Origin of the sequence: Ruminococcus sp. RTP21484sp1_RTP21281st1_A8_RTP21281_210402, assembly GCF_040914025.1 — a bacterium.
Classification (GTDB): Bacteria; Bacillota; Clostridia; order Lachnospirales; family Lachnospiraceae; genus Blautia_A; species Blautia_A faecis.
Genome location: NZ_JBCPGE010000007.1, coordinates 1 through 22,248 on the forward strand (window position 1 = coordinate 1; position 22,248 = coordinate 22,248).

Genomic DNA, 22,248 nt, shown 5'->3' on the forward strand with positions numbered 1-22,248 from the left:
ACGCCAGTTGCTGCGGAGCCGCTGTTGGGATACCACCCTTGCAGTACTGGGCTTCTAACCAGCCGCCGTGAACCGGCGGTGGGACAATGCCAGACGGGGAGTTTGACTGGGGCGGTCGCCTCCGAAAGGGTATCGGAGGCGCCCAAAGGTTCCCTCAGAATGGACGGAAACCATTCGAAGAGTGCAAAGGCAGAAGGGAGCTTGACTGCGACACCGACGGGTGGAGCAGGTACGAAAGTAGGGCTTAGTGATCCGGTGGTATTAAGTGGGAATGCCATCGCTCAACGGATAAAAGCTACCCTGGGGATAACAGGCTTATCACTCCCAAGAGTTCACATCGACGGAGTGGTTTGGCACCTCGATGTCGGCTCATCGCATCCTGGGGCTGTAGTAGGTCCCAAGGGTTGGGCTGTTCGCCCATTAAAGCGGTACGCGAGCTGGGTTCAGAACGTCGTGAGACAGTTCGGTCCCTATCCGGCGTGGGCGTAGGATATCTGAGAGGAGCTGTCCTTAGTACGAGAGGACCGGGATGGACGGACCGCTGGTGTACCGGTTAGACTGCCAAGTCTACGGCCGGGTAGCCAAGTCCGGAAGGGATAAACGCTGAAGGCATCTAAGCGTGAAGCCCCCCTCAAGATGAGATGTCCCATTCGAAAGAAGTAAACCCCCTTGAAGACGACGAGGTAGATAGGGCAGGGGTGGAAGTGTGGCAACACATGGAGCTGACTGTTACTAATAGGGTGAGGGCTTGACCAACAATCGCAAGGTTTTGAAAAAGATTCTTGACAAATATTCCACAAGGATGTAACATGTATGTAGTTTTGAAGGTGCAAACCTTTATATTCCTCCTTAGCTCAGTCGGTAGAGCATTCGGCTGTTAACCGAAGTGTCGTTGGTTCGAGTCCAACAGGGGGAGTTTTTTATGGAAATGTTAGGCTCCATGGTCAAGCGGTCAAGACACCGCCCTTTCACGGCGGTAACAGGGGTTCAAATCCCCTTGGAGTCACTGAGAAAATTAAATAAAATGGCAATTTGGTGTGGCTTTACTCTGACATTTGGTGTATAATACAGTTTATAAGTATTGTGCCGATGTGGCTCAATTGGCAGAGCAGCTGATTTGTAATCAGCAGGTTATCGGTTCGAGTCCGATCATCGGCTTTTTGGACCTTTAGCTCAGTTGGTTAGAGCAACCGGCTCATAACCGGTCGGTCCTGGGTTCGAGTCCCCGAAGGTCCATTTAATTTAATATTCTTCTGGCCCGGTGGCTCAGTTGGTTGGAGCGCCGCCCTGTCACGGCGGAGGTCGAGAGTTCGAGTCTCTTCCGGGTCGCTGCTGTTTTTACAGCTAATTTAATATTTTTTCTTTTATGGGATCTTAGCTCAGCTGGGAGAGCATCTGCCTTACAAGCAGAGGGTCATAGGTTCGAGCCCTATAGGTCCCATATGCCGCAGTGGCGGAACTGGCAGACGCCCGGGACTTAAAATCCCGTGGGTAGTGATACCCGTACCGGTTCGATTCCGGTCTGCGGCATGACCTGAAACCCTTGATTTTCAAGGGTTTTTTTGATGTCTGGATATATTTACACCCTTCTGGATCACCTCTTATTTACCCCAAAAATGGATTTTGACATCAGATTTGACAGCAGATACAAAATATTTAAGCAGTTTCAAAATAATATTCTGGTATAATATTCACTTTTTTTATAGCTGGAAACTGGAATTTCCATGCTTGATAGTTTCAAAGGTTGCGCTTTCAAAAATAAAAGTAAAATAATAGCTTGCTTTACGTAGTCAGCTGCAATATTATTAAAATATTACTGTAGATGAAAATAATCTGACAGGAGGTAGCAACTTGATTAGACAGGAAGTATTAATGCTATTTGTACAAGGGACTAAAAAAATATTAAAAAATAATCTATCCAAACTTATTGTCTATGGTTCTTATGCCCGTGGAGATTATAAGGAAAATTCGGATATTGATGTTATGATATTAACACCTCTTTCAAAAGAAGAAATAGAGCAGGTCGAAAACAGTATTTTTGATCTGGCGTTTGATCTAGAACTGGAGTCAGGGATTGTAATAAATCCAGTTCTGGAGAATGAAGCACATTACAGATACTGGCTGGGAGCATTGCCGTTTTATGATAATGTAGAGAAGGAGGGAATTGTAATTGGATGAGAGACAAAAAGATTTAAGCAATTATCGAATTACACAAGCTGATGATAGTCTGAAAGTAGCTGACTATTGTTTAAAAGAAACCAACGAGTCTATTTATATCACCCAAAATGATGAGGGAGATATGGTAATTAAGAGTATTGATACATATGAAAAGCGTGAACAGTTACTTCGGTTACGTGCCAGAGTACTTCAGGCTGAGTGGGAAAGAATAGATGGTGCCAAAACTATGAGTGCAACTGAAGCACGAAAAAATTTGAGAGAGAGACTCGGAGAGCTGTAGAGTTGACTGTCTGGATAGATACATGTGAAGTCACTGGCAACGTTCCGCGAGGTGTTTTTTGTGGACAAAGTAAGCAATAACATTTTCTCTTCATTTACTGGCACAAGTAATAGTGCAAACCGGTTTTTGATGGATTATTATTAGTATAGAGAATACATGGTCAATTGAAGGAGAATTTTTTCCAATATGTGTTCTTTACAAGAATCGAAAACAAAAACAGGTTTTGCGGAGGATGTGTATGAAGCAGGATAAAAAAGAGAAGCGGAACAATATATTATATTCGGTATTAGGTTTCGTCCTGGGCATTGCCATGTGTGGTATAGGAATATATGGTATGATTTTAAACAGAATTGAAAGCCAGGAGTACAAAAACACTACAGACAAACGAGAGGTTATTGCAGTTGTAGAATCCTGCCGTGAGATTGATAACAGTGATGATAAAGACAAAAATAAAAAGAATTCAAGATCAGTAAAATATCGGACCAAATTGGCATTTGAGGTTGATGGAAAATCCTATGAAGGAGAAGAAACCTATAATCAGAAAGTATACGTTGGTGACAAAGTTAAGGTTGAGGTTTATCGGACTTCAAAAGGAATTTATAAACTCCGCCCATATAACAATTTGGTAAATTTTGTGTTTTATTGTGTGGCAATTCCATTAGGCTTTATCATAGCAATAGCCTCGGTTTACAGTATAAGGCTGATTGTCAAAAAAGAATAAGATCATAGGATTCAGAAATGCTCCCTACTGGGCAGGAATGTGAAAGAACAAAAACCTGTCATTCAGAAGGGAGCATTTTATAATTGTGAATAAGTAGGATCAATCAAAATCTCTGGTAATGTTTGTAAGCCATTTTCTTCTGAAATAGTGAATAAATACTACAGGCATTTTTTCAAGTTCATCCAAAGACATTACAAAGTATACCCAGATAGGCGGCAGTTTAAAAACATATGCGGCAAGAAATGTGAGAGGAACTGCTACAAGCCACATAAATATGGAATCAACGATCATTCCAAATCTGGAATCACCACCACCTCTGAAGCAGCCGCATATAAGACAGGTATTAATACCTTCTCCAACAAGACGCCAGGTCGTCATAATGATAAAAACGCCAAGATAATAAATGGCCGTTTCTGTCAGCTTATCTCGATAGAAATCCAGTATCAGAGGGCGAATCGCCAGAATAACAGCACATCCGATGAGGCTTACAATAATGGTTATTCTGAGCATCCGTTTCCCATATTCTCTGGCTGTATCAATGTGATTCTTCCCCAGCTCCTGACTGATAATAATGGTAGTAGCGTTGGCAAAACCCCGACAGGCGATAGCACCAATGTTTACTACCATAACAGCGACGGCATTTGCAGCAACCATATCATTACCAATATGCCCAAGAATTGCTGCGAATGCGGAACTGGCAAAGCTCCAGACAATGTCATTTACAACGGCTGGAGTTGCAATTTTCATAAAATCCTGGAACAGGATCCCCGATTTCGCAAAGAAGTATTTTATTCGGAATCTCACATTTGATTTGTTCAAGGAGTAGATGAGACAAATCAATACCTCTGCGATTCTGGCAATCACAGTACCAAGAGCAACACCGGTAACGCCAAGCTTTGGAAGTCCAAATAAGCCAAAGATGAAGGTGGCATTACAAAGTACATTGACACAAAGGGAGACAATGTATGTAACAGAAGGCAGCATTATCTTTCCGATACTTCGAAGGGCACTCATAAAAACCTGAGAGAATCCCATAAACATAAGTGAAAATGAAAGTACCCTCAAATACTCACTTCCAGCAGCAATTGTATCAGGATTGTCTGTAAAAATCTTCATAACCATAGTTGGCATGGAAAAGGAGATAAGGAAAAATATCAGAGAGATAATTAAGGTGCATCGCTCCGCTAAGCCGAGAATCTTTTCGACAGTCTTTTGATCACCTTTTCCCCAGTACTGGGCACATAAAACGGATGTACCTGTGGCCATACCATAATATATACAAAAAAGAACGAAAGTATATTGGTTGGCAAGTGATGAAGCCGACATGGCGGTCTGGCTTACATATCCAAGCATTACAGTATCAGCAATATTTACCAATGTTGAAATCAAATTTTGAATCATAATTGGAAATGCCAATGTCGATGCATATTTTAAGAAATCTTTTTTATTTAGCATGTTACAGTTTTCCTTAGTTCTTACAATTTATAATATGATGATACCAGGGTCAAAAGGTCAGAAAGCCGATGCAAGCTTGCTTGCAAGAGGCTTTTTGACCTCTTGACCCGCCAAAAACATGAGTAAGTAGCCATTTTTCAAAGAAAAATGAGCGGATTACGAATGTTTTGGAGGATTGCGGGAGCAGCGTAGCTGCGTAGCAATCCGGGTATCAAATGAGTGTCAAAAGACCTTTTGACACTCATATCATTTTATTACAATCAATGAAACAGAGAAAGTGATAAATTATAGTTTAACATATCCGATTAGAATATGCTATATAAAATGTTAAAATAGGACATTGTGAAATTACTTTTTTTAAGCTAAAATGTGAGTGTGCAAAACTTTTGGTTGGGAGTGTGAGAATATGACAAAAGATCTGACTACTGGGAAAATCATGCCCATTCTTGTTAATTTTACAGTGCCTCTTGTTTTGGGAAATTTGTTTCAGCTGACCTATAATGCAGTTGACAGCATTATTGTAGGGCATTTTGTAGGAAAGGAGGCCCTGGCGGCTGTGGGAATCTGTAATCCGGTCAGCACGTTGATGATATTATTTCTGAACGGATTGTGTATGGGAGCCAGTATCCTGATGGGGATTCAGTATGGAGCGAAAGATTATGAGACTTTGCACAGACAGATCAGTACAACTCTGTTGTCTGGTGCGGTCTTTTCGTTTTTTCTCACATTGGTTTGTGTAATATTTGCTGTACCTATTCTGCTGTTATTGCAGGTAGATCCGTCCATTATGGATATGACAGTGCAATATTTGCGGATTATTTTTCTGGGATTAATGTTTACATTTTTATATAACTTTTTTTCAAGCACTCTAAGAGCATTGGGAGACAGTGCATCCCCCTTGTACTTTCTGATCATCAGTGCGATTCTGAACATTTTCGGAGACCTGTTTTTTGTTATCGTATTAAAGGCTGGAAGTAATGGATGTGCAATTTCCACAGTACTCAGTGAGGCGCTTTGCTGTTTGTTTTGTATTATCTATATACAGAAAAAAGTACCGATTCTTCGTCTTGGGAAGAAATGGCTGGTTTTTGATGCCAGGCTTTTGAAAAAAACCATTGCTTACGGGTGGGCATCTGCCATGCAGCAGGCAACTGTACAGATGGGAAAAATTGCAATACAGGCACTTGTTAATACAATGGGAGTATCGGTAGCAGCAGCCTTTGCAGTGGTTAATCGCATTGATGATTTTGCCATCACACCGGAACAGAATATTGCCCATGCGATGACCGCATTAATGGCTCAGAATAAAGGAGCTGGAAAAAATGACCGTATGAGGGAAGGCTTCCGATGTGGAATGATACTGGAGCTTGTTTATGGAGCAGCAGTTATGCTGATCTGTCTGGGATTTGCCAGACCATTAATGTCATTATTTGTAAAAGATGAGGAAGTTATCGGACATGGAGTGGTTTATCTCCACTTGATTGCGGTAATGTATATTCTTCCCGCTATCACAAATTCGCTTCAGGGCTTTTTCCGTGGAATCGGAGATCTGAAGGTGACCTTGATGAGCAGTTTTACCAATATGACAGTCCGTGTCATTGCAGCGGCACCGATGGTTTTGTTATGGAATTTTGGTATTGAGGCACTGCCATATTCCTATCTGGCAGGATGGATTGCCATGCTGCTTGTAGAGACACCTTTGATGCTTCGAATTTACCGAAAAAAGTAAAAGTAAAAGAAAGGACATCCTGAAAAAACGGATGTCCTTTTTATGAAAAGAAGTGCATATTATTTGCGAAAGAGACGTTTGACAAAAGCCAGAAGATCAAAATGCCGAGTCTTCGTATAGTCATTTATAAAATTGTCACAATACATATAACGTTCTGCTATGATCCATTCTGGAACGGGAAGTGCATCCAGGGAACTTGTATATTCTGCGAATTTCATATTCACGCCTCCTTTAATTTGTTTTTTAAGTTACTTATATTCTAGCACAAAATTGAGAAAAAACTATGAGGGTGGATTCTAAAAATCAAGGGAAAAATATGTGCTGTCAACACAAAATATATGATATAATAAAGAAAAAATTTGAACATTTTACAGAATGGGTTTGGATAACAAAAAGGGAGGTTTTATGAGTTTTACAATACAGGATATGATGCTGACAGCAGAAACCAGATATGAAATGAAGTTTCTGGCCGGAAAAAATGGATGGTCCAATTCGATCAGCTGGGTACATCTTCTTGAGGATACAACGATTATACAGAATTTCTGGGGAAAGGAGCTTGCAGTGACAACCGGGCTTGGCTTTCCGGAAAAAGAAGACTGGATGCATCTGGCACAGCAGCTGAACCGGTATCATGCATCAGGGCTTGTTATCAATGTGGGACAGTACATTTATGAGGTGCCGGAAGAATTGAAAGCATACTGTGATGAAAATGACCTTCCGCTGCTGACTGTGCCCTGGGAAGTGCATTTATCAGATATGATAAAAGACTTCAGTATTCATGTATTTTTGCAGGATACTACAGATGAGCAGATCGCATCCGCCTTGATTGCAGCTATTGAGACTCCGGATAATCAGGATGCATATAGAAAAGATTTATTACAGTATTTTGATGTAGATGGAAGCTTTCAGGTGCTGCTGATGACTTGTGAGGGGCTGGACTCTATGGACACAGTGGAGCGAAAAAAGCTGTCTTATCGAATACAGGTGTATTTGGAGGATATCACTCACAATGGAAGCTTTTTTTATTACAACTCTGATTTTGTGCTGGTAGCGAATGCGCTTTCGGAAGAGTATTTGTGTCGTCTTGTAGAGGGGGCCATAAAAAGAGGAAAAAGACGTATGCCCGGACTGCAATTGTGCGTGGGAATCGGGAGCAGATGTATGGATATTTCCCAGCTTTCGGTAAGTTATCAGAGGGCTAAGGCAGCAGCACACATAGCGATGACACAAAAGAAGCAGGTGGTAAAGTTTGATGACTGCGGGCTGTTCCGTCTGCTTTATATGGTGAAAGATAAAGAAATACTGAAGGAAATGGAAACAGAATGTCTGGCAGCATTGGAAGAATACGACAGAAGATATCATGCCGGTTATGTGGAAACTCTTCAGTCATATCTGAAGCATAATGGAAGTATTCAGGCTGTGGCAGCAGAATTGTATACGCACCGCAATACGGTGCTGTACCGTATCGGAAATATCAGGAAAATTCTGGGAAATGAGTTGAAAACGCCGGAAGAGAGACTGCCCTATCAGATTGCATTTTATATCAGAAATATGCATGAGCAGATATAAGTGTTGAAAAGCTTTCATGCTGTCTGTCAGACTTTTTAAAGCCCTGTCTCCGTAAGCGTGCCCATAGACATCATTAATAAACTTAAAGTCATCAATATCAAAATTTGAAAGCGCATAAATCGAGTCTGAGAAAATATCAGGAACATGCAGGATAACAATGGTAAATCCCCAGAAATACTCTTGATTGTTTGTTTATAAACATTTTTAGTAGATGTGCTTTCGGAGCCATCGAGAACAAAAAAGAATGCCCTTGTGGATAAAACTGCGGAAACACAAGCAAGTCAGAAGTTGATAAAGAATGAAATCTGGCTTATAATTGTTGATACTAAAATAATGTCAGGAGGAGTAAGCAATGGATATTAATATGCAAAAAAGAAATGAAGTATTGGCTCAAAATGTGATCAAAGGTCTGGAATCTCGCAATATGTCAGGCTATTACGCCGCAGACAGAGAAGCTGCTGTAAAGCAGGCACTGGAACTGATCCCGGAGGGCAGCAGTATTGCCATGGGTGGCTGCACAAGTGCTCATGAGATTGGACTGATCAAGGCATTGGAGGATGGAAATTATAATTATATTAATCGCGCGAAAATGTCACCAAGAGAAAGCCTGATGGCAGCGTATGATGCGGATGTATTTCTTTCCAGTGCAAATGCCATTACCAGTGACGGTGTTATGGTAAACATTGATGGAAATTCCAATCGGGTTTCCTGTATTGCCCAGGGACCGAAGAAGGTGGTTTTCATTGTGGGAATGAATAAGGTCTGTTCAGATCTTGATGCAGCTATGAAGCGGGCAAGAAATGTGGCAGCTCCGGCGAATGCACAGAGATTTGAGGTGAAGACACCTTGCAAAACCGCAGGGAAATGTTTTGACTGTAAATCTCCGGATACGATTTGCTGTCAGTTTCTGATTACAAGATATTCTCGTCATAAAGATAGAATACATGTTATTCTTGTAAACGATACTCTTGGACTTTAAACGGTGAGATTTATTTAGGGCGTAGCTTAGAGCGTGTAAATACACGCTTTTCCAGCCGCTTTTGTGTTACTGTTCACTTCGCGACCAGTAACACGCTTCGCGATGCGCAGAAAGACGAACCTTCTTGTGACAAGCACAAGAAGTAGCGTTTGCTGCGCAAACTTAATTCTCGGGTTTTCTGAGAGCTTTGTTCACAAAAAACACCTCGCGGAACGTTACCAGTGAACAGTAGCACTTTTGTCGAATTATAGGGAAAGTTGTCGGACGATTTTTGTTGCAAAATTTTGATATAAAACGTAGAATAATGACGGTAAGTGTGAGAAAAATGGATTTTTTATCACTGCTTAAATTGTAACCTTAAATAGCTTGGAATCACAGAAGAACAGCTTGTGTGATTTGGGAAAACGTTACCAATGAACCGTGATCTATAAGTACATATCAGGAGGAAAACAATAATGAAAATGACAACAAAAATGATTATGCTTCAGAACATTGAGAAAATGGTGATGGAGCAGCAGCGGGTGGATGAAAATGATTCCTACATCAGACAGGACAATGAGGATCTGAAGTATCTGGAAGAACGATATGACCAGCTGCAATTATCCCACACTGTAAAGCGTGTGATCGATGATTACATCGCCTGCCTGCAGACCCGGGACGAGAGATATTCAGATCTTGCTTATGCAGCTGGGATAAGGGATACTATAAGCTTACTGCAGGGGATGGGAATGCTGAATGGAACTGCTGCAATAAGTGGAAATATGTAAAATTGGAATCGTGAAACACGCTCTGGCAAATAGAAAGCTTTTTTTCAAGCGTTTGTTAGCATTTTATCCAGACATTCTACAATCAGTCTGACATTCTTCAGCGCACCTAAAGTGTCGCCTTTTTGCTCCAGGGAGTGGTTGCAGCCCTCGAAAATCCCGCCGGTTTTATCAGGGAAGTTTCTGGCTGCGGCGCGGATCTTGGACTCCGGCATATAGGGATCAGCGGTTCCGGCGAAGAAGAGCCCGTTGATATCGGAGAGATAACGGAGGGTAGAAGGAATTGGAGTCATAAGAAATTGATGGACTTTTCCCTTCAGCTGCAGTGCTGTTTCCAGCTGGCAGGCGATGGTGGTGCCGATGCTTTTGGAGATAAAAATAATATCATCATATTCAGAGAAAGGAACGTTTTCCAATTGGGGGAGCGTTCTTTTTATTGCCAGTTTTATGATAGGTTCCAGTTCCGCTGGGGTGCGGCCGTGGAAGGTGTGGATGTCCTGGCCGTAGTCAAGGCGGATGATTTCATAACCACGTTCAGCAGCCATGGAAGCAGTATAATAGAGAAGGGGCTTGGTGCAGGTATAACCGACACCTGGGAAAATGACGGCAAGTTTTTTCATGTGGGTACCTCGCTTGAATCGTAAATTGAGTTATATTGAGGGATAAAATGTAATCTGAAAGTGGTTATTGCGTCCACTTAGTTCTTGTATTTATTAAAGTATGATCCGATCAGCGTCTGTTTGAATTCATATAAGATATGAGCGTCAAAAGACCCGTTGATATAGCATTATTATATACTTCTTTCACAAAAATTGTAAAGAAATGACGGTAAGAAATATGGTGAATTATCTGTGAAGATATGCTAAAATCGTTATTGTTCAATGAAATAAGAAACAGCTTGAAATTATTAGTGATTCAAAAGCGAAATAACGAGGAGTGACATTATGAAATTATTAATTGTACGCCATGGTGACCCGGATTATGATATAGATTCCCTTACAGAAAAAGGCTGGAAAGAGGTGGAGTATCTTTCACAGAAGCTTTCCAAATTAGATGTAAAAGCTTTCTATGTATCCCCCCTTGGAAGAGCGAAGGATACTGCGGCTCCGACCTTGAAAAAGATGGGAAGAACAGCCACAGAGTGTGAATGGCTGAAGGAATTTCCCTGTCAGATCTGGCGCCCGGATGTGAAAGATAAGAAGATTATTGCATGGGACTGGCTTCCACAGGACTGGATGGCAGACGAGCGCTTTTTCCAGTATGACCACTGGTTTGAGAATGAGGCTATGCAGGAAGGGCATGTGAAAGAAGAGTATGACCGTGTGATCGAGGAGTTCGACAAGCTTCTCGTGAAGCATGGATATGAGAGGAAAGGTCACTATTATAAAGTAAATGAAGAGAATAATGACACGATTATTTTCTTCTGTCATTTTGGATTGGAGTGTGTACTTCTCAGCCATCTACTGAATATCTCTCCGATGGTACTTTGGCATGGCTGCGTGGCTGCCCCATCCTCTGTGACAACTTTGACCACAGAAGAACGCCGTCAGGGAATTGCTGCTTTCCGTATGAGCTCCTTCGGCGATATTTCCCACCTTTATGCCAACAATGAGCCGCCGGCATTTGCAGCAAGATTTTGCGAAGCGTATGGAAATAAGGATCAGAGACACGACTGACATTGTGCATTGAGAAGTGTGTTGTTGTGAAGGGCGTGAACAGTAATCTTCATAGTATTAACGGATGGTAAGAGTGATGTTCTGACTTTCAGAAGATAATGAAACGTTATGATCTGAAAACAGGACACAATGGGAAGAACAGGGATGGAATTGTGATGCCAGTTACGAATTAGTTATTTTCATTTTAGAAATTTTAGAAAAAAATTATAATTTGGACAAATGCTTTTCACAATTATGCGATATGATATATACATCTTAAGAGAAAGAACTCTTAAGAAAAACTCTTTCCTTTCCCTAAAAATGTATAAATAAACCACCGTCTGTTGGCAAGAACGCTGACTGGGCGGTGGTTTTACGTTGTGGGAAAAATTAGTATTATTACTGAATGCGGCGAAGAGTTAGAGCGTGATATCGTTGCTTGACAATGTTATTATAGACAATGGAGGTACTTATGCAGTCATCAAATCAGCTGCAGGACATGCTTCATTCCATCAATCGGAAGAGCTATCCTGCCTATAAATCCCTGAAAGGGGCATATCAGTTTAACAAATATGTTTTGTCAATTGATCATGTACAGGGCGATCCATTTGCGTCACCGTCCCATATCAGTGTGAAAATTTTTCACAGAGAAGCTGGATTTCCAGCGGAATACTATAAAGATAAACTGACCAGAATTACTTTGGCAGACTATCTTACCAGACAGTTTGAACAGCAGGTGAACCGCTATACTTTTCGGGCAAAAGGCTCTGGAAAAAGTGGACTTATTTCTGTGACCAGATGCGGTCAGGAGGTGCTGGAGCGAACGGCCTGTGAGATTACAGAGCAGGGGATTACCGTCCGGTTTTTTGTAGGATTTCCGGCAAATGGACGTACCATAAATGCGGGAGAGCTGGAAAAAATTTTCTTTGAATTTCTGCCGGTTTGTGTGGAAAAAGCATTTGTATACAGAAATTTAAGTGGAAAAGATTTGGAAAATACTATTTTCCTGGCAGAAGATCAGGCGTATATCAGGGAAGAATTAAAGAAGCGTTCCCTGGTTGCTTTTGTAAATGACGGCGCGATTCTGCCAAGAGAGAGTGGTATTTCATCTAAGCCGATGAAAGGGAGCGTGACATTTTCTTCGCCGGAAAGTCTTCGGGTGACTATGGCGCTTCCCCATAAGGGAAAAATAACCGGAATGGGAATTCCTAAGGGAATCACGTTGATCGTTGGTGGTGGTTATCACGGCAAATCTACCCTTCTGAATGCATTGGAACTGGGCGTGTATAACCACATCCAGGGAGATGGAAGAGAGTATGTGATCACGGATTCCACAGCCCAGAAGCTGCGTTCTGAGGATGGCAGATTTGTGAAAGATGTGGATATTTCCCTGTTTATAAATGACCTTCCCAATAAAAAAGATACCACCTGTTTTTCTACGGAAGATGCCAGCGGAAGTACTTCCCAGGCCGCAGGAATCGTGGAGGGAATAGAGGCAGGAAGCAAGGTGTTTCTGCTGGATGAAGATACATCTGCTACTAATTTTATGGTGCGAGATGCCTTTATGCAGCATGTGATCAGCCGGGAAAAAGAGCCGATCACCCCATTTCTGGAACGTGCCCGGGATCTGTATGAAAAGGAGGAAATTTCCACAATTCTGGTTGCCGGAAGCTCCGGGGCTTTTTTCCATATTGCAGATACCGTGATCCAGATGGACAATTATATGCCGGTAGATATCACGGCAAAAGTCCGGGAACTTTGCAGGGATTATCCTTTAAATGAGAATACGGCAGCTGGATTTAAAGCACCACAAAGCCATCGCATCATGTCAAAAAATACGCCGTTGAACGGTTCCAAGAAGGATTATTACGGTCATTTTAAGGTGCAGGATAAGCCGGAAAGGCTGAAAGTAAAGGTACATGGCAGAGATGGTTTTTCCATTGGAAAACAGGAAGTGGATCTGCGATATGTGGAACAGCTGATCGACAGTGAGCAGACAGGAGCTTTAGGTGCGTTGCTGAAATATGCAGTGGAAAAGCTGATTGATGGGAAAAGAACACTGCCGGAAATTGTGGAGCTGCTTTGCAATAAACTGGAAAAAGAAGGGCTGTCTTTTTTGTCAGAAGGCTATACTTCCTGCGGATATGCAGTGCCAAGACGACAGGAAATATATGCATGCTTTAACCGATACAGGAGACCCTGAATCGGATTTGCCCATATCCCAAAAGGCAGTGCAAAGTATTGGACTGCGTGGCAAGAGAGCAGAGAAATTTTCAGGGATAAAGGTGCGATTACGAGTCAGGCCGCAAACAGTAATAAAGAGTAAAAGATTTGTGCAGGAAAACCTATTTGCCGGTAGCTTTTTACCTAGTTATACGCTATAATGAATTTTGGATGAGGAAAACACAGGGATTATTTTCCCTGTGTAAAATGAAAACAGGAGAAAGGTGGATATAGATTATGGAACGTCCAAACGCATGGCTCACATATTCAGATGCTGATATGCAGGATCTGGAAACTGTGGCAAAGAAATATCGTCATTTCTTAAATGTAGGAAAGACAGAACGTGAATGTATCACACAGATTGTGAAAGAGGCTGAGGAAGCAGGCTATGTTTCCCTTGAAGAAAAGGTGAAAAATGGCGAAGCTCTGAAAGCAGGAGATAAAGTTTACCAGGTTGGAATGCAGAAGATCATTGCCCTGTACCATATTGGAGAGGATGATCTGGCACAGGGGATGAATATCCTTTGTGCGCACATTGATTCTCCGAGACTGGATATTAAACAGAATCCGTTATATGAGGATACGGATCTGGCTTATCTTGACACTCATTATTATGGTGGAGTGAAGAAATATCAGTGGGTTGCTCTTCCAATGGCAATGCATGGCGTAATTGTGAAGAAGGATGGCACTGTTGTAAATGTAACTGTCGGCGAGGATGAGGACGATCCAGTTCTTTACATTACAGACCTTTTGATCCATCTTGCAGGACAGCAGATGGCGAAGAAGGCTTCCGAGGCTGTTGAGGGCGAGAAGCTGGATATCCTGATTGGAAGCCAGCCGCTGAAGGATCTTCCGGATGACAAGAAGAAAGAGGCTGTTAAGGAGAATGTACTTCGTATTTTGAATGAGAAATACGGTGTGGAAGAGGAAGATTTCCTTTCTGCAGAGCTTGAGATCGTTCCCGCTGGCAAGGCTCGTGACTGTGGTCTTGACCGTAGCATGATCGCTGGTTATGGACAGGATGACAGAGTTTGCGCATATACTTCCCTTCTGGCTCTTCTTGAGATGGAAGCACCGAAGCGTACAAGCTGCTGTCTCCTTGTTGATAAGGAAGAAATCGGAAGCGTGGGAGCAACTGGTATGCAGTCTCATTTCTTTGAGAACAGCGTAGCAGAGGTTCTGGATGCACTGGGACAGTATTCTGATCTCAGATTGAGAAAGGCTCTGAAGAATTCCAGCATGCTTTCCTCAGACGTAAGCGCCGGCTATGATCCTGCATTTGCAGAAGCTTTTGAGAAAAAGAACTCTGCTTATCTTGGAAGAGGTATCGTTCTCAACAAGTTTACAGGTGCTCGTGGAAAATCCGGCTCCAATGATGCCAATGCAGAATATGTGGCAAGAGTCCGCAGAATTTTTGACGATCATAAGGTTTGCTTCCAGACTGCTGAGCTTGGTAAGGTTGACGTTGGCGGCGGCGGAACCATTGCTTTTATCGCAGCTCTTTATGGTATGGAAGTAATTGACAGCGGTGTTTCTGTTCTCAGTATGCATGCACCGTGGGAGGTTACCAGCAAGGCGGATGTTTACGAGGCGAAGAAGGCTTATAAGGCGTTCCTTCTGGATGCGTAAGCAGGTGCTTTGACGCTCTAGAGCCTTTTTCAAACATGCTCTAGGAAAATAGTTTCTTGAACTACGGATAATTTGAAATTAGCGGACAGACGTTTTAGGTCTGTCCGTGATTTTTATTAAAAAGATGGCAGAAGCTGTTTGAAAACTTACAGAGAGCCTTTGGGGCTCTGTTTCAGGCTTTTTTATTTTGGGAGAGCGAGGGCTGGGTTTGTAATATTTTGAAAATTTTATAAAGTGAGGAGTATTGGATTATGTTAAAAAAACAGGCACCGGGAGAGACAATCCTGAAGGTTGGCGGCATGCTTCTTCTGTTTCTTGGCGTTCTGCTGGCATTTGGAAGTGGAAACACGATTTCTCTGGTTATGAAGGGCAGCAGTGACAGCGCAGTTGTAGAATATCTGAATCAGAACGGTATGACTTACAGCCAGCTGGTTGCAAGCAATGTGATGGTTCTGGTGGCAGGAGTAATCTATCTGGCAGCTGGCGTGGTTGGTGTGAAACAGGCTGGTAAGGTGGAGAATGCAGGCCTTTGTGTGGGAATGGGAGGCCTTCTTATTGCAGAGGTTGTGGCAGAAGTGATCGTTACTATGATCTTCGGAGATTTCGATCCAGCTTCCGTGATCCGAATGCTGATGTTCCCGGCTATTTATATGATTGGCGCAGTGCTGAACTGGCAGGCGAAGAAAGCCAGGAGATAGGGAGGCACCGTCATGCTGGAAGAAGTTAGAGAGCTCTGATAGAGTCTTTAAAATAGTACCAATCGTGCAAAAAATACCTATAAAAAAATATTTTAAAAAAATTTCAAAAAGGTGTTGACAAAACCACAGGTATCGTGTAGAATATCCATTGTTGTGAGGGACAAATACTTCACAAGTAATAAATGTGTGTTTAGCTCAGCTGGATAGAGCGTTTGGCTACGGACCAAAAGGCCGGGGGTTCGAATCCTCTAACACACGTAATTGAGAAGCGGAATCATTGAGAAATCGATGGTTCTGTTTTTTTGTACACAAAATCAGACCGCGGGTAATAAGAAATATAAATCCAATATTGAAATAATACTATAATTATGGTACGGTAATTCAAACAAAAGCGTGAAGCTTGTTCGGAAAAATTATTGAGTGAATTAAAGTTCGCGGAAGGAGAGAGGAAAAATGTTCACAGTACTTAATTCAGAAAGCCTATGGATTGGCACAGACTTGAAAAGATTTAATGAGATCCGGGATATTCTGGATAGTCAGAATATCAAGTATAAGTACAAAGTAAAAGATCAGCTGGGAGAATGGACAGGCAGCGGAACTATTCGGGGACGTGTGGGAAGTGCAGGAAATCCAGCGGAGCAAGCCAAGCAGTACGAAATACTTGTAGACAGGAAAAATCTGGAGCAGGCACGTTTTGCGATTCAAAAATGATACGGTATTTTTTATAAGACACCAGATTTTCCTGAACGAATCTGGTGTCTTTTTAGGCGTTAAAACATGTTATTTATATTCATAGAATATATCAGATCAAAATGAAAACACCGACATAGCCTGAATCTGATACTTATTGTGGCGGGATTCTTGTCAGAAACAAGATAAAGCTCCAGATCAAATCTTTCGCTCAGCCTTCCGCGCTTTTTTTGCAGAATACATTTTCTCATCTGCCAGATTGATATAATCATTCAAGGTCAGCCCCGGATCATCGGCAATTACCCATCCGATGCTTGCTTCAATGGGGAATCCCACACGGCTGTTGGCAGAAAACACTTCCAGAGAATCCAGAAGGGTATGAGCCAGCTCCTGTATTTTCTGTTTATTATAATCAGGAATCACGCATACGAATTCATCTCCTCCATAGCGTATGGAAACGGACTCTGCCGGACAGTGCTGCCGCAGGACGGAAGCAATGCTGCTGATAGCAAGATTTCCCATATCATGCCCAAAGGTGTCATTGATATATTTCAGGTGATCTGCATCCACAAACATGATTCCAACTGGCTGATTTTTCTGCATGCACTGATGGAAAAGAGGCATGGCAAGCTTCTCGTAAGCCATCCGGTTGTAGAGTCCGGTGAGAGAATCATGGATGTAAAGCTGAGAAAGCTGTTTATTCATTTTACGCAGGGTAAGTCTTGCATACAGGGCTTCCATGGAAGTCTGGAGTGCATTTAAGGTTTCGAACAGGAACTGATGCTCCAGAAGATAATCACAATTGGTGATGATCAGAAAGCCAATCTCCCGTTCACGAAAATGCAGAGGACAGAACTGGTAAATATTTTGTCCTCTGGTTGCTTCTATCTGTGGAAGTAAAAGAATTTCTTGCAGATTAAGGTGAAGCCGGTTCGTACCATCCAGGGGCGGGTAAACCAGTGCCATCTCCTTAGGGTATCCTTCTGTCTGATAAGTATCCTCCGGAAGCTCAGGCAGTGCATCCATATTTTCACTCATAAAGATATCCGGGTTCATTAACAGATAAATATTTCCGCAACCATGCTTTGTCAGCCAGTTCTGCATACGTCCTGCAAGCTCTGTGTATCCTGTACAGTCCAGGAGAACACGGTTCAGATCCATCATCCAGTTTTGCATATCGCTCTGGCGTGCTTCTGCAACGATGCGATTGATTACATACTCTCCACGGTCAGGTGGATTCTGGGAAACACAGCCGCAGCTTTCCTGAAAAACGTAGGTGAAAGGTGCGTATATATAAGTTTCCTCTGCATTTCCATTCCAGATTTTTTCCAGCATTAAAAGGGTATTTTCCATGATATCGGCTTTGGAGAAGCCTACTGTGGTAATTCTGGGCTCATAATAGGAAGCCTTGTCTTCGTTGTCAAAACCGGTTACCAGAAAATCCCCGGGAATAGAATATCCTGCTTCTTTGGCGGCCAGACAGACGCCTACAGCTGTATTGTCGTTGACACATACAAAGGCATCTGGAAGCAGGTTTTTCTTTTTAAATGTAGAAAATGCCTGGATTCCGGTTTCAATTTCATAATTATGATGGATCACGCGCTGCTCATCGAAAGGAATTCCATGGCGAAGAAGGGCATCCCTGTAAGCTTTGAAGCGGAGCTGATTTTCCCTGTTAAATTCTGGTCCGCCGATGAAGTTTAAGGTACGGCATCCGTGCTCTGTGATCAGGTGCTCAACAATCCGGGTAATGGCTTCGTAATTGTCAATTCCGGAATGGTACAGCCCTGGAATCTGCTCAAGAAGGGAAATTGCTGGGATGTCGCTGAGCTTCGTACGTTCAATTATCTCTGCAATCAGGTCTGGCTGGGACACGGTGGCAAGATCCAGAAGGATGCCGTCAAATTCTGAAAAATCCGGAAGCCGTGCAATGTTATATTCTCCTGCATTATGCTTCTCATCCATACTGAAATTCCCAAAGCTCTGAAAAATATATAAATCCATATCTGACTGGTGGGCAGCTATGTAATTTCGATATCCCTGAATCCAGGTATAGGTTACATAACGTCCCCAGCCATCTGTAATAAGTGCGATTTTTTTCATGCAAAAATCTCCCAAATAATAGATTTCACAATGTTGTGAAAAACGATAAACATTGTGAATATTATACCAAAGCTTTTGCTAAAATACCACATTTTCTGTGAAAAAATATGTAAAAAATTAAAAAGAAAAATTGGGTAAAGGTGATTTTCTACAAAATAATTTTCGAAAAAGCGAAAACGTCGATGCTGAGAATTATTCTCAATTACACTCCTTTTCATAACCAGATAAAAGATGTATGATAAACAAAAAAAGTTAGTGCAAACTAACAAAAAGGAGAATAATGAACGCTTGAAATTTTTTTTATGAAAAATGTTCATGAACGATAATGGTTTACAGGGAGGAAAAGAGATGTTTCTTGAAATTAAAGATTTGAAGAAAGGCTTTGGTTCCGGAGACAGTAGGACAGAGGTTCTTCGGGGAATTGATTTTTCTGTGGAAAAAGGGGAATTCTGCGTGCTTCTTGGACCGTCTGGTTCTGGAAAATCCACACTTTTGAACATTATCGGGGGAATTGATGAGCCAGATGAGGGCTATATTTCCATAGATGGGGAAAAAACAGGAGATATGAAGGAGAAAGCGCTGACTCTTTACCGCCGGAAGCATCTGGGATATGTTTTCCAGATGTATAATCTGATTCCCAATTTAAATGTAAAAGAAAATATCGAGGTGGGAGCATATCTTAGTGATAAAGCGCTTGATATTGATGAACTGCTTCATACGCTGGGGCTTTATGAGCACAGACATAAGCTGCCCAACCAGCTTTCCGGCGGTCAGCAGCAGAGAACGGCCATTGGTCGTGCCATTGTAAAAAATCCGGACATTCTTCTCTGCGACGAGCCTACAGGCGCACTGGATTACAACACATCTAAGGAAATTCTGCGTCTGATCGAGCAGGTCAACCAGAAGTACGGAAATACCATCATCATGGTTACCCACAACGATGCCATTAAGAATATGGCAGACCGCGTAGTGAAGCTTCGTGACGGTCAGATCCGCAAAAACTATCTCAATGAGTCCAAAGTCGCAGCTGACGATCTGGACTGGTAAGGCGGTGCGCTATGAAGAATCCATTGTGGAAACGTCTTCCAAGAGAACTGAAAAGTGATTTTGGAAAATATATTGTGATCTTTCTGTTTATGACACTGACCATAGGCTTTGTCTCGGGCTTTCTTGTGGCTGATGACAGTATGCTGGCTGCCTATGACGAAGGTTTCGAAAAATATAACATCGAGCATGGCAACTTTACCCTTTCTTCGAAAGCCAGCGAAAGCGATTTAAAGAAAATTGAAAAAAATGGAAAAGTACGAATCTGCGAAAATTTTTATCGGGATGAGGCTACAGATGCGGATCTGGATGGAGAGGAAGAGGGAACCATGCGCATCTATCAGGAGCGTACCGATATGAATCTTGTGTGCCTGATGTCAGGTGCAATGCCGTCTGCAAAGAACGAGATTGCCATTGATCGGATGTATGCAGATAATAACAAGCTGAAGGTTGGTGACAAGCTGAAAATCGCAGGAGAAGAACTGACAGTTACCGGATTTGTGGCATTACCCGACTACAGTTGTTTATTTTCCGATAACAGCGATATGATGTTTGATGCTGTAAAATTTGGTGTGGGTATTATGACCGAGGAAGGTGCGGATGCTTATGGAACAACCCATCTGGAGTACCGCTATTCCTGGCAGTATGAGACTGCACCAAAGGATGATATTGAAGCAAAAAACATGTCTGAGGATTTCCTGGAGGTTCTGGTCAAATATGGAAATGTGACAGGCTTTATCCCGGCCTATTCCAATCAGGCCATCACTTTTACCGGTGAAGATATGGGCGGTGATAAGGCTATGATGGAGGTGCTGCTGTATATTCTGATCGTCATCATTGCTTTTGTGTTTGCAGTTACAACAAATAATACCATTACAAAAGAAGCTTCTGTGATCGGGACTCTGCGTGCTTCCGGATATTCCAGAAGAGAACTTCTGTTCCACTATACTTCCATGCCGGTGATCGTAACTGTGGTTGCTTCTGCTCTTGGAAACGTGCTGGGCTACACCTCCTTTAAAGATCTCTGCGCAGGTATGTATTATGGCAGCTACAGCCTGCCGACCTATGAAACACGCTGGAATGCAGATGCATTTATATTGACCACAGTGGTTCCGGTAGTGATCATGTTGGGAATCAATTTGATTCTGATTTCAGGGAAACTGCGTCTTTCTCCTTTGAAATTCCTGCGTCATGATCTGTCTGCTTCCAAACGGAAAAAAGCTGTGCGTCTTCCGAACTTTAAGTTTTTCAACCGCTTCCGGCTGCGTATTATCCTGCAGAATAAGTCCAGTTATCTGACTTTGTTTATTGGAATCTTTTTTGCAAATGTACTGCTGCTTTTTGGAATGATGATGAAGCCGCTTCTGGATCATTATCAGGAAGAAATTTTGAAGAACATGATCGCGCCGTACCAGTATGTGCTGAATGTACCGGAGGAACCAGATGAAGATGAGAAATATACGGTTATGGGAATGTTGCAGAAATTTCTTACTCCATCTTTGAAAACCAATGAGAAGTCAGCAGAAAAATTCTGCCTGAATTCCATGAAAAATGTATTGCCAGATCAGGAAGGAGAGACCATAACGGTCTATGGAATCGCGGACGATAGTGCGTATGTAAGCGTGGAACTTCCAACTGATGGAGTTCTGATTTCTGACGGTTATGCAGAAAAGTATAAGATAAAGACCGGGGATACCGTTGTGCTGAAGGAAGCTTACGGAAGTGAGACCTATGAATTTTTGGTGCAGGGAATCTACGATTATCCGGCATCTTTGACGGTATTTATGCCGATTTCCTCCTACAGGAAAACCTTTGGGGAAAAGGAAGATTACTTTAACGGTTATTTTTCCCGGGAAAAGATCACAGATCTGGATGAGGATCTGATCGCAACAACAATTACGGAGGACGATCTGACAAAGGTCAGCCGTCAGCTGGATGTGTCTATGGGAGAAATGTTCCAGCTGATCAATGTATTTGCAGTTGTGCTGTTTGCCCTCCTGATCTATCTGCTTACCAAGCTGATCATTGAAAAGAATGCCAATGCCATTTCTATGGTAAAGATTCTGGGGTATGAGAACAGAGAAATCAACAGCCTGTATCTTACATCCACTACTTGGGTGGTGATCTTGTCCATTTTACTCAGTCTGCTGCTGTCTACCTGGACGATATATGGAATTTACGGATATCTGATGTCATCCTTCTCAGGCTGGCTGACCTTATATCTGAAACCAGCGGTTTATCCGGAGATGTTTGCGATGGGAATGGGAGCGTATGTGCTGGTAGCCCTGCTGCAATTTAGAAGGATCAAGAAGATTCCCATGGATGTGGCGCTGAAAAATGTGGAGTAAGAGAATTATAAGAAAATAGAATATTGGAGGATATTGGGGCAGACTTCTATTTCTTCGGGAGTTTGCCCTGATTTATGCTGAGCATTTTATTTTCGGCAATACGTTTTGAGGGGCCGGGTTAATAGTAGCAGCCAGGTTGGAGTAGTGTTCTGGTTACTATTCACTGGTAACATTCCGCGAGGT

The 22,248-nt window shown here is 42.3% G+C and carries 18 protein-coding genes, 8 tRNA genes, 1 rRNA gene and 1 pseudogene; 23 read left to right on the top strand and 5 right to left on the bottom strand.

What is annotated here, in order from left to right:
- The 11 genes from AB5170_RS04595 to AB5170_RS04645 all read left to right on the top strand — a co-directional run.
- Nucleotides 1-756: ribosomal RNA gene (locus AB5170_RS04595) — 23S ribosomal RNA — on the top strand; the annotation flags it as partial.
- An 87-nt stretch (nt 757-843) separates the two neighbouring features.
- A tRNA-Asn gene (locus tag AB5170_RS04600) sits at nt 844-916 on the top strand.
- Nucleotides 917-934: 18 nt separating this feature from the next.
- Nucleotides 935-1,006 (top strand) — tRNA-Glu (locus AB5170_RS04605).
- A gap of 79 nt (nt 1,007-1,085) precedes the next feature.
- Nucleotides 1,086-1,158 (top strand) — tRNA-Thr (locus AB5170_RS04610).
- 4 nt (nt 1,159-1,162) lie between these two features.
- A tRNA-Ile gene (locus AB5170_RS04615) sits at nt 1,163-1,236 on the top strand.
- 19 nt (nt 1,237-1,255) lie between these two features.
- A tRNA-Asp gene (locus tag AB5170_RS04620) sits at nt 1,256-1,329 on the top strand.
- A 39-nt stretch (nt 1,330-1,368) separates the two neighbouring features.
- Nucleotides 1,369-1,441: transfer RNA gene (locus AB5170_RS04625), tRNA-Val, on the top strand.
- A 3-nt stretch (nt 1,442-1,444) separates the two neighbouring features.
- A tRNA-Leu gene (locus AB5170_RS04630) sits at nt 1,445-1,530 on the top strand.
- 321 nt (nt 1,531-1,851) lie between these two features.
- Nucleotides 1,852-2,178 (top strand): nucleotidyltransferase family protein, encoded by a 327-nt coding sequence (locus AB5170_RS04635; RefSeq protein WP_306797107.1) that lies wholly within the window; start codon nt 1,852-1,854, stop codon nt 2,176-2,178.
- Entirely contained in the window at nt 2,171-2,458 is a 288-nt protein-coding gene (locus AB5170_RS04640) for a hypothetical protein (RefSeq protein ID WP_330382821.1), read from the top strand. The genes AB5170_RS04635 and AB5170_RS04640 overlap by 8 nt, the downstream gene beginning before the upstream one ends.
- Nucleotides 2,459-2,696: 238 nt before the next feature.
- Nucleotides 2,697-3,179: a hypothetical protein gene (locus AB5170_RS04645; RefSeq protein WP_173719137.1), complete on the top strand. Its 483-nt coding sequence runs from the start codon at nt 2,697-2,699 to the stop codon at nt 3,177-3,179.
- Nucleotides 3,180-3,278: 99 nt separating this feature from the next.
- Here the strand turns inward: AB5170_RS04645 and AB5170_RS04650 are convergent, their stop codons facing one another.
- Nucleotides 3,279-4,634 (bottom strand): MATE family efflux transporter, encoded by a 1,356-nt coding sequence (locus AB5170_RS04650; RefSeq protein WP_195591224.1) that lies wholly within the window; start codon nt 4,632-4,634, stop codon nt 3,279-3,281.
- Between the two features lie 406 nt (nt 4,635-5,040).
- On the opposite strand from AB5170_RS04650, the gene AB5170_RS04655 reads away from it, so the two are divergent.
- Complete coding sequence (locus AB5170_RS04655; protein ID WP_173717526.1) at nt 5,041-6,363, top strand: MATE family efflux transporter; 1,323 nt, start codon at nt 5,041-5,043, stop codon at nt 6,361-6,363.
- A gap of 59 nt (nt 6,364-6,422) precedes the next feature.
- Here AB5170_RS04655 and AB5170_RS04660 read toward each other — a convergent pair whose 3' ends face one another.
- Nucleotides 6,423-6,581, bottom strand: coding sequence for a hypothetical protein (locus AB5170_RS04660; protein ID WP_173717527.1), 159 nt, complete (start codon nt 6,579-6,581; stop codon nt 6,423-6,425).
- 187 nt (nt 6,582-6,768) lie between these two features.
- Between AB5170_RS04660 and AB5170_RS04665 the strand changes: the two genes are divergently transcribed.
- Nucleotides 6,769-7,932 (top strand): PucR family transcriptional regulator ligand-binding domain-containing protein, encoded by a 1,164-nt coding sequence (locus tag AB5170_RS04665; RefSeq protein ID WP_347088516.1) that lies wholly within the window; start codon nt 6,769-6,771, stop codon nt 7,930-7,932.
- A 15-nt stretch (nt 7,933-7,947) separates the two neighbouring features.
- Here the strand turns inward: AB5170_RS04665 and AB5170_RS04670 are convergent.
- A pseudogene (locus AB5170_RS04670) lies at nt 7,948-8,091 on the bottom strand (diguanylate cyclase); the annotation flags it as partial.
- Nucleotides 8,092-8,284: 193 nt separating this feature from the next.
- Between AB5170_RS04670 and AB5170_RS04675 the strand changes: the two are divergent.
- Nucleotides 8,285-8,911, top strand: a complete 627-nt coding sequence (locus AB5170_RS04675) for a lactate utilization protein (RefSeq protein ID WP_118581892.1) — start codon at nt 8,285-8,287, stop codon at nt 8,909-8,911.
- Nucleotides 8,912-9,366: 455 nt separating this feature from the next.
- Nucleotides 9,367-9,678, top strand: a complete 312-nt coding sequence (locus AB5170_RS04680) for a hypothetical protein (RefSeq protein WP_148463734.1) — start codon at nt 9,367-9,369, stop codon at nt 9,676-9,678.
- A 44-nt stretch (nt 9,679-9,722) separates the two neighbouring features.
- On the opposite strand, the gene AB5170_RS04685 is transcribed toward AB5170_RS04680, so the two are convergent.
- A complete protein-coding gene (locus AB5170_RS04685) occupies nt 9,723-10,295 on the bottom strand; it encodes a hypothetical protein (RefSeq protein ID WP_294671384.1) in 573 nt (190 codons plus the stop codon).
- A gap of 324 nt (nt 10,296-10,619) precedes the next feature.
- Here AB5170_RS04685 and AB5170_RS04690 point away from each other — a divergent pair, with 324 nt between their 5' ends.
- From AB5170_RS04690 to AB5170_RS04715, 6 genes are all read left to right on the top strand, one after another.
- The gene (locus tag AB5170_RS04690; RefSeq protein ID WP_204454847.1) at nt 10,620-11,351 is read left to right on the top strand and encodes a histidine phosphatase family protein; all 732 of its coding nucleotides are present in this window, start codon (nt 10,620-10,622) and stop codon (nt 11,349-11,351) included.
- Between the two features lie 451 nt (nt 11,352-11,802).
- Nucleotides 11,803-13,533 (top strand): ABC-ATPase domain-containing protein, encoded by a 1,731-nt coding sequence (locus AB5170_RS04695; protein WP_368361496.1) that lies wholly within the window; start codon nt 11,803-11,805, stop codon nt 13,531-13,533.
- Between the two features lie 257 nt (nt 13,534-13,790).
- Nucleotides 13,791-15,182 (top strand): aminopeptidase, encoded by a 1,392-nt coding sequence (locus AB5170_RS04700; RefSeq protein ID WP_173716989.1) that lies wholly within the window; start codon nt 13,791-13,793, stop codon nt 15,180-15,182.
- 251 nt (nt 15,183-15,433) lie between these two features.
- Complete coding sequence (locus AB5170_RS04705; protein ID WP_347088521.1) at nt 15,434-15,880, top strand: hypothetical protein; 447 nt, start codon at nt 15,434-15,436, stop codon at nt 15,878-15,880.
- Nucleotides 15,881-16,064: 184 nt separating this feature from the next.
- Nucleotides 16,065-16,138, top strand: a tRNA-Arg gene (locus AB5170_RS04710).
- A 195-nt stretch (nt 16,139-16,333) separates the two neighbouring features.
- A complete protein-coding gene (locus AB5170_RS04715; RefSeq protein WP_173719155.1) occupies nt 16,334-16,591 on the top strand; it encodes a hypothetical protein in 258 nt (85 codons plus the stop codon).
- A 177-nt stretch (nt 16,592-16,768) separates the two neighbouring features.
- On the opposite strand, the gene AB5170_RS04720 is transcribed toward AB5170_RS04715, so the two are convergent.
- Complete coding sequence (locus AB5170_RS04720) at nt 16,769-18,673, bottom strand: diguanylate cyclase (protein WP_368361495.1); 1,905 nt, start codon at nt 18,671-18,673, stop codon at nt 16,769-16,771.
- A 348-nt stretch (nt 18,674-19,021) separates the two neighbouring features.
- On the opposite strand from AB5170_RS04720, the gene AB5170_RS04725 reads away from it, so the two are divergent.
- Together AB5170_RS04725 and AB5170_RS04730 are read left to right on the top strand one after the other, a co-directional pair.
- On the top strand, nt 19,022-19,720 hold the full coding sequence (locus tag AB5170_RS04725) for an ABC transporter ATP-binding protein (RefSeq protein WP_118581841.1): 699 nt from the start codon (nt 19,022-19,024) through the stop codon (nt 19,718-19,720).
- A gap of 11 nt (nt 19,721-19,731) precedes the next feature.
- Nucleotides 19,732-22,065, top strand: a complete 2,334-nt coding sequence (locus AB5170_RS04730) for an ABC transporter permease (RefSeq protein WP_368361494.1) — start codon at nt 19,732-19,734, stop codon at nt 22,063-22,065.
- Nucleotides 22,066-22,248 lie beyond the last annotated feature (183 nt).

Bases quoted from the DNA above. Each gene is read 5' to 3' on its own strand.
- AB5170_RS04660 (WP_173717527.1), bottom strand. From the start codon at position 6,581: ATGAAATTCGCAGAATATACAAGTTCCCTGGATGCACTTCCCGTTCCA.
- AB5170_RS04645 (WP_173719137.1), top strand. From the start codon at position 2,697: ATGAAGCAGGATAAAAAAGAGAAGCGGAACAATATATTATATTCGGTA.
- AB5170_RS04650 (WP_195591224.1), bottom strand. From the start codon at position 4,634: ATGCTAAATAAAAAAGATTTCTTAAAATATGCATCGACATTGGCATTT.
- AB5170_RS04705 (WP_347088521.1), top strand. From the start codon at position 15,434: ATGTTAAAAAAACAGGCACCGGGAGAGACAATCCTGAAGGTTGGCGGC.
- AB5170_RS04665 (WP_347088516.1), top strand. From the start codon at position 6,769: ATGAGTTTTACAATACAGGATATGATGCTGACAGCAGAAACCAGATAT.
- AB5170_RS04725 (WP_118581841.1), top strand. From the start codon at position 19,022: ATGTTTCTTGAAATTAAAGATTTGAAGAAAGGCTTTGGTTCCGGAGAC.
- AB5170_RS04720 (WP_368361495.1), bottom strand. From the start codon at position 18,673: ATGAAAAAAATCGCACTTATTACAGATGGCTGGGGACGTTATGTAACC.
- AB5170_RS04685 (WP_294671384.1), bottom strand. From the start codon at position 10,295: ATGAAAAAACTTGCCGTCATTTTCCCAGGTGTCGGTTATACCTGCACC.
- AB5170_RS04680 (WP_148463734.1), top strand. From the start codon at position 9,367: ATGAAAATGACAACAAAAATGATTATGCTTCAGAACATTGAGAAAATG.
- AB5170_RS04690 (WP_204454847.1), top strand. From the start codon at position 10,620: ATGAAATTATTAATTGTACGCCATGGTGACCCGGATTATGATATAGAT.
- AB5170_RS04655 (WP_173717526.1), top strand. From the start codon at position 5,041: ATGACAAAAGATCTGACTACTGGGAAAATCATGCCCATTCTTGTTAAT.
- AB5170_RS04675 (WP_118581892.1), top strand. From the start codon at position 8,285: ATGGATATTAATATGCAAAAAAGAAATGAAGTATTGGCTCAAAATGTG.
- AB5170_RS04715 (WP_173719155.1), top strand. From the start codon at position 16,334: ATGTTCACAGTACTTAATTCAGAAAGCCTATGGATTGGCACAGACTTG.
- AB5170_RS04730 (WP_368361494.1), top strand. From the start codon at position 19,732: ATGAAGAATCCATTGTGGAAACGTCTTCCAAGAGAACTGAAAAGTGAT.
- AB5170_RS04700 (WP_173716989.1), top strand. From the start codon at position 13,791: ATGGAACGTCCAAACGCATGGCTCACATATTCAGATGCTGATATGCAG.
- AB5170_RS04695 (WP_368361496.1), top strand. From the start codon at position 11,803: ATGCAGTCATCAAATCAGCTGCAGGACATGCTTCATTCCATCAATCGG.